This is a genomic window from Methylobacterium sp. E-025 (assembly GCF_022829705.1).
Classification (GTDB): Bacteria; Pseudomonadota; Alphaproteobacteria; order Rhizobiales; family Beijerinckiaceae; genus Methylobacterium.
Window position 1 is genome coordinate 1 of the sequence record NZ_JAKSYR010000132.1, and the last position, 6,286, is coordinate 6,286.

Sequence of the window (6,286 nt, forward strand, 5' to 3'; positions counted from 1 at the left end):
GATTGCCTTTCGAAGCCAAGCATTCTCGGTCTCAAGACTCTTCATCCGTCGAACCTGATCTGATTTCAGTCCGCCAAATTCACGCCGCCACCGGTAGTATGTCACCGAACTCACGCCGAGCGCGCGGATTGCATCGGCCACCCTCTGGCCCTGTGAGATCAGCACATCCGCCTGCCGCAGCTTAGCAACAATCTCCTCGGGCTTCGGGTGCTTTGCCATCTCGTCCGTCCTCCAGGCTCAAAAGCCATACCAAAGGGCGGACCACTTCAATGGGGGCTGATCAGGAAGCGATCGGAACCTAACATTGTCCAAGCCAGCAGAACGAACGCCGCCACAAATTAATAACTTCGAAGATCATACGCGACCGGTCTCGGCGCAACGCGTTTTGATGCAAAGTGTCCTATCGTCGTCACAGGAATGACCGTGCAGGGTTCCAGCTTAGTTCCCTGAGAGCGAGCCAGCAAAACTCAATTTATCTCGGATTTTAGTCCTGTGGCTTCGTATGTCGGCAATCCAACGGTTTTCCCGACGCACGGCCATTCGCATAGGGCATCCTATGGAACGTCGACGCCGTAGCTGTCTTGAAGATCGGCACCGTACGCGAGCGGCACATGCGCTGGAGCTGAATGACAATCGTCGAGTGGATCAAGGCGTTTGCGCACGACATCTCGGTCGGCATCGTGGTCACGGATGCGGCGATCGAACGTCCGGGCCCGATCATCCTCTACGCTAATCCCGCGTTCGGGCAGCTAGTCGGCCGTGACCCAGTTGAGATCGTCGGGCAGAGTCCGCGCTTCATGCAAGGCAAGGAGACGCGCCGGGAGACGCTTGACGCCTTCCACCGCACTCTATCCTCAGGCGAGCGGTTTCACGGCTACGTCACCAACTACCGCGGCAACGGAGCCAAGTACCGGGCCGAGATCGACTGCCGGCCGTTGCGGGATGCCGAGGGCGGTATTCAGGCCTTCGTCTCATTCGAGCGTGAGGTCGTGCGGCGGGTCGGCCGCCCGGCTGGGAGCAGTGGCGGGCGCTACGAGCCCTGCTCGATAAGTAACGACTTATTACCTGGCGCCCTGCGGGACCTGGGCGTTTTCGCAGCTACGGCCAGCGAGTAACCCGCGATTCAATCAATTTATAAGTTTGGCCTTGCGTGCCTTGAGGACCCTTTCAGCGTTTGATCTTTTGATAAGTTTGTATTGCCGGTCAATTTTTTGTTGAATTAAGTTTTAATTAAGCATTTATAACGCAATTCAGATAGTAAGGACAGCCTCTTAGATAGGCTTCCCTGTTCATACATCCCGCGCTCTCGCACGAGATTGTTGCACATCCGTGCCCTGCCTTCAGGTGTGCGGTAGCGTGGCATTGGTCCGACTAGCCCTTCACGATTAGAGCTCTGCCACATGCGCCCGAACCTCTCCCTCAAGGCCGCGCTATCCGTCGCCTTCGGCCTTCTCGCATTGATCTGCGCGGCACAGGGCACCCTCTCCATCTTGAAGCTTGGTGGCATCCGCCACAACGTCGTGCAGGTGACAACCAATTGGTTGCCCTCCGTCATCGCCGTCAACGATATCCGCGCAGCCACGTCGGAGGTGCGGATCAAGCAGCTGCGGCTACTCAGCCTGTCCGATACGCCCGCTCGCCTTGCCGAAAATGAGGCCCAACTGGCAGCCATGCACGATAAGCTTGCCGTGGCTCGCCGCGTCTACGAATCGATGGTCTCATCACCCGAGGAACGCACACTCTACGATGCCTTCGCGATGGTTTGGAGCCGTTTTGAGCGCACCGATGCAGAGATGCGCCGCCTGATGGAAGCTGGTCGGCAGGCCGCAGCGCTCACCCTAATGAGTGCGCCAGAGGCGGTTAGCTTGTACAACGATGCGCGTGCAGCCCTCCAGCGCGATGTGACTTTGAACGAAGTTGGCGCCCGCCGCGATGCGGACGCTGCAACCGCCGAGATTGGTGCTGCGACGACCGCCGCCTACGTTGCCGTTGTGCTAGCTCTTGCCACTGCGATAGCTGCTGCCGCTTTCGGCCTGCTGCGCGTGTCGCGGCCGATCCAAGCCATGACAAAGGCAATGACGGGCATCGCCAGCGGCGATACAGAGTCCCAGGTGCCTTATCGGAGCCGCCGAGACGAGATCGGTGCGATGGCGGCCGCGGTGCAGGTGTTCAAGGACAATCTGATCCGCACCCGCCAGTTGGAGGCAGATACGGCGCAGGCACGTCTTGCAGCCGAGGAGCAGCGTAAAGCTGGGATGCGTCAGATGGCGGACGGCTTCGAAGCCGCTGTTGGCGGGATCATCGGCATGGTCTCGTCGTCGGCGACCGAGCTCCAGGCGACAGCCCAGACGATGACCGCGACGGCGACCGAGACAGCGAGCCAGTCCACGACCGTGGCCGCTGCCGCAGAGGAGGCCGCCACCAACGTCAACACGGTCGCCGCGGCGGCCGAGGAGCTTGGCTCATCGGTACAGGAGATCGGACGCCAGGTCGATGGCTCTGCCGCCCTGGCACAGCAAGCTGTCGCCGAAGCCGATCAAACCGGCGCTTTGGTGCAGGAGTTGAGCACGGCGGTCTCGCGCATCGGCGACGTGGTCGGCATGATCTCCACCATCGCCGGACAGACGAACCTGCTGGCACTGAATGCCACCATCGAGGCAGCCCGCGCCGGTGAAGCGGGACGCGGCTTCGCGGTGGTCGCTGCCGAGGTCAAGGAGCTAGCTTCGCAGACGGCGCGGGCGACCGACGAGATCTCGGGACAGATCGCACGCATCCAGGCGTCCACCGGTCAGGCGGTGACGGCGATCGGTAACATCACCGTACGGATCCAGGAGATCAGCGACGTGGCGACCTCGATCGCCGCGGCGGTCGAGGAGCAAGGCGCGGCGACACAGGAGATCGTGCGCAACGTCAGCCAGGCGGCGATGGGTACGGGCGAGGTGACCAGCAACATCGCCGGCGTGGCCGGCGCCGCCGAGGAGACCGGCGCCGCTGCCAGTCAGGTCCTCGGCGCGGCCTCGGAGCTGTCGCGCCAGTCCGAGACCCTCGCGGCCGAGGTCGGGCGCTTCCTCGCCACTGTCCGGGCGGCTTGAGCTTACCATGGCCGAGGTTCACCTGCTGTCCCGCCGTGTTGACTAAGCGGGTGCTGAGCGGCTGGCGGCGGCGCTGGAGCAGCTCCTCACTGCCAATACCGATCCAGGGCCGCGCTGGCCTCAGATCCGATCACGCGGAGGCTCGCTGCGGCAGCTGAGCCGGGATCTAGAGCAGGAAATCGACTGTCTCGCTGTCCTGCCCGGCAGCTCGATGCCGGAGATCCAGACTCTACGCAGCATCTTGTATCACTTAGCTGACACCTTCTCGCGGCTAGGCTTGCTCGCTGAAGACTATCCATCCTGAACACGTCGTCCGGTTCAGACCGCATCACAGTCCCACCAAACCGACGGAAAACAATTATGGACGTCCTCCTCGTAGATGACAGCAAGGTGATGCTACTTCGTCTTCGACAATTTCTGGAGGCCAAAGACGGCATTATCGTCACCGCCTGCAGCGACCCGCTCGCGGCGTTGGTCGAGGCCCAGACCTGCGCCTTCGATCTTGTGTTGATTGACCAGCACATGCCCGAGCTGGACGGGATCACCTTCATCCGTGAGATCCGCGCCATACCGCACTACGCACAGGTGCCAGTCGCCATGATTACCAGCGATGTGTGCGATACGGTCAGGCTCAGCGCGCTGGAGGCGGGTGCCACCGACTTCCTCGATAAGCGAGCGAAGGGGGTCGAGCTAAATGTGCGGGTGGGTAACCTCGTCCGACTGGCGAAGGCGGTGCGGCACCTCGACGAGCAGGCGACGACACTGGCCGGCGAGATCGAGCAAGGCGGCCATGGCGGTCGAGGAAGCGCTGCGCTGTATCCAAGCCGACAGTGGCCGCCATTTCGACCCGGCCTGTGTCGAGGCCTTCGCGTCAGCCTGGGACGGGGTTATGGCGGTCCGTGAAACGGCGGTCGGGTCGCGCATCGAAGCGCTGGCCCGGACTACCGAGCCGTAGGCGCGTGTGCCGGAATTGCGCCGCGAGTTCGCTAAGAGCCTCAGATAGCCCACCGACGTTCTATTTAGGACGCGCTCAGATCGGAAATAGCCATGGGCGAGCTTCTGCTGATCACGGATGACCTGCGTCGTGCTCAAAGGCTCACACGCGATCTTGGGACCGCGACCGGCGGCGCCATCCATGACTTGTATGGCGATACGCTGCCGGCATCACGCCCCAAACTGATCGTCAGTGACGTCGAGGCACTCACCTCCGATGCCATCGTTCGCCTACGCCGAGTCCTGGAACAAGTGCGCGACGAAGGGGTGCCATACCTGTTCCTGGTCCATGGCAATGTTGCCCGTGCCGAGGCTCAAGCCCAGGTTCTGGGCGCGAATGGTACACTCGGCGCCAAGGCGAGCGCACAGCAGCTTCTCGCCACACTGGGCAGTCTCCAGGTAGAGATCCGGCCGATTTCAGTTGCTGTGCGGGAGCGGGCTGTCGAAGCGCGGCAATTCCTCCGGCAGGTGCTCTTATCCGGAAGACCGATCACGCCCACCATCGCCGAAATCGGTACTGACCTCGTCGTGCGTGCCGTCGGTGAGAGTGGCATCTACGACTGGATCCGAGTGGTCCAACAATTCGACGATGCCACGCACCAGCACTGCCTGCTCGTGGCTTCGCTGGCTGCCGCCTTCTCGGCCGCGCTCGGTCTACGTGAGGCGGACCGCCATCGCCTGACGAAGGCTGCCCTGCTGCATGATGTCGGCAAGATCCACGTTCCGACCGAGATCTTGAACAAGCCGGGCAAGCTCACCGAGGCGGAGGCGGCGGTGATGCGCACGCATCCAACGCGCGGTCACGCCATGCTCGTGGGCCAGGGGTTTGATGACACGATGCTAGCAGCTGTGCGGTCGCACCACGAGCTGCTCGATGGCACCGGCTACCCGGATCGGCTCAAGGGTTGGGAGATTCCCGATCTCGTGCGGTTGGTTACCGTCTGCGACATCTACGGGGCCCTTGTCGAACGACGTCCTTACAGACCGCCGATGGCCGGTCTGCAGGCCTACGCTATCCTGAAGGGTATGGAAGGTCACCTCGATGTCGACCTTGTGCACGCCTTCCATCCTGTAGCTGTGGCATTCGATCCATCTGTACCGAACGTGGAGTGAGGCTGCGGGACAGGAATGAACCGGCAACAGAGTTTCGTTTTGGAAGCGGCCGGGCTGAAAACTACTGTACACTCTATCATGAGCGCGTCCTCCACACGCTTGGATTGGGTGCTCTGGCAGGTCGCTGAGGCGCTAGATTGCGGCCGCCTGCAAGATGAACATCTCATTGCCGTTGGCAGGCTGTATGCCGGCATCGGGGCTACAAGTCTCCCGATAAGCGGATGCGGGACGATGAGCAGAGAGATCATTCCATTGCGCCCGAAGGGGGCTGAGCAATCGGCTCTCGCTCGGATCGATGTCGCCGCCGTAGCGCTCCTGGCCGGGGGCCAAGCTACGAGCCTGCAGGCGGCGCGGGCCGAGGTGATCCTCGCAGACCTGCGGCTACGGCGGGATGAAATGACGGCGTTGCTCTCCGACCTGCGTAGCCGGGAAACGAGTAGGCTACCTCATATCGATGCTGCGAACGCCAATCTCATCGTCGCGATCGTTCAAGGGCTGGTACAGATCGACCTGTTCATTGCGCAGGCCCGTGGCCTTATAGAGAGAACCGAGCAACCGGGTGTTCCGCAGCTCCAGGCATCGAGACAGGGGCTGAAAGGCGCCTAGTGCCGGTAGCGCTCGGCGAGGGCCATGAGGGCTCCTGCGAGCTCGGTGAGGTTGGCCGAGGCCGCCTCGACCTCGCGGGTGCCGGCGGCGGTCTGCTGGCTCGCCTGGCGGATGTTCTGCAAGGCGCCCATCACCTGCTCGATGCCGAGCTGCTGCTGGTTGGTCGAGGCGATGATCTGCTGGAAGGTCTGCGTCGCTTCTTCGACCCGCGCGGTGATCTCCTCGATCGTGCGCTGGGTCGTGTCGGAGCGCGCCTTGCCGGTGGCCGCCCGCTTGACCGCCTCCTCCGTCAGCATCACCGAGGTGTTGATGCCGCGCTGGATCTCCGAAAGGATGCCGCGCACCTGCAGGGTGGCCGCCTTGGCCTGGTCGGCCAGAAGCTTCATCTCCGAGGCCACCACCGCAAAGCTGCGCCCGCTCTCCCCGGCCGCCGCCGCCTCGATCGCGGCGTTGAGCGCCAGCAGGTGCGTGCGCTCCGAGAT

7 protein-coding genes are annotated in these 6,286 nt (G+C 62.6%); 5 read left to right on the forward strand and 2 right to left on the reverse strand.

The genetic code is table 11. From position 1 onward, the window contains the following. The coding region (locus MKK64_RS19185; protein WP_243936505.1) for a transposase at positions 1-219 on the reverse strand (219 nt) is incomplete at its 3' end. 407 nt (positions 220-626) lie between these two features. On the opposite strand from MKK64_RS19185, the gene MKK64_RS19190 reads away from it, so the two are divergent. The 5 genes from MKK64_RS19190 (at position 627) to MKK64_RS19210 (ending at position 5,804) form a co-directional block, all read left to right on the forward strand. Next, complete coding sequence (locus MKK64_RS19190; protein WP_243936506.1) at positions 627-1,115, forward strand: PAS domain-containing protein; 489 nt, start codon at positions 627-629, stop codon at positions 1,113-1,115. 285 nt (positions 1,116-1,400) lie between these two features. Then, positions 1,401-3,092 carry a methyl-accepting chemotaxis protein gene (locus tag MKK64_RS19195; protein WP_243936507.1) on the forward strand — a complete coding sequence of 564 codons (1,692 nt, stop codon included), beginning with the start codon at positions 1,401-1,403 and terminating at the stop codon, positions 3,090-3,092. 360 nt (positions 3,093-3,452) lie between these two features. Next, positions 3,453-3,995, forward strand: a complete 543-nt coding sequence (locus tag MKK64_RS19200) for a response regulator (protein ID WP_243936508.1) — start codon at positions 3,453-3,455, stop codon at positions 3,993-3,995. A 144-nt stretch (positions 3,996-4,139) separates the two neighbouring features. Beyond that, complete coding sequence (locus MKK64_RS19205; RefSeq protein ID WP_243936509.1) at positions 4,140-5,198, forward strand: HD-GYP domain-containing protein; 1,059 nt, start codon at positions 4,140-4,142, stop codon at positions 5,196-5,198. A 231-nt stretch (positions 5,199-5,429) separates the two neighbouring features. After that, entirely contained in the window at positions 5,430-5,804 is a 375-nt protein-coding gene (locus tag MKK64_RS19210) for a hypothetical protein (RefSeq protein ID WP_243936512.1), read from the forward strand. On the opposite strand, the gene MKK64_RS19215 is transcribed toward MKK64_RS19210, so the two are convergent. Then, positions 5,801-6,286, reverse strand: a 486-nt coding sequence (locus tag MKK64_RS19215; RefSeq protein WP_243936514.1) for a methyl-accepting chemotaxis protein, incomplete at its 5' end; no start/stop codon positions are given. The two genes, MKK64_RS19210 and MKK64_RS19215, sit on opposite strands and share 4 nt — an antisense overlap.

Coding starts and splice junctions, on each gene's coding strand:
- MKK64_RS19190 (WP_243936506.1), top strand. CDS start 627: ATGACAATCGTCGAGTGGATCAAGGCGTTTGCGCACGACATCTCGGTC.
- MKK64_RS19195 (WP_243936507.1), top strand. CDS start 1,401: ATGCGCCCGAACCTCTCCCTCAAGGCCGCGCTATCCGTCGCCTTCGGC.
- MKK64_RS19200 (WP_243936508.1), top strand. CDS start 3,453: ATGGACGTCCTCCTCGTAGATGACAGCAAGGTGATGCTACTTCGTCTT.
- MKK64_RS19205 (WP_243936509.1), top strand. CDS start 4,140: ATGGGCGAGCTTCTGCTGATCACGGATGACCTGCGTCGTGCTCAAAGG.
- MKK64_RS19210 (WP_243936512.1), top strand. CDS start 5,430: ATGAGCAGAGAGATCATTCCATTGCGCCCGAAGGGGGCTGAGCAATCG.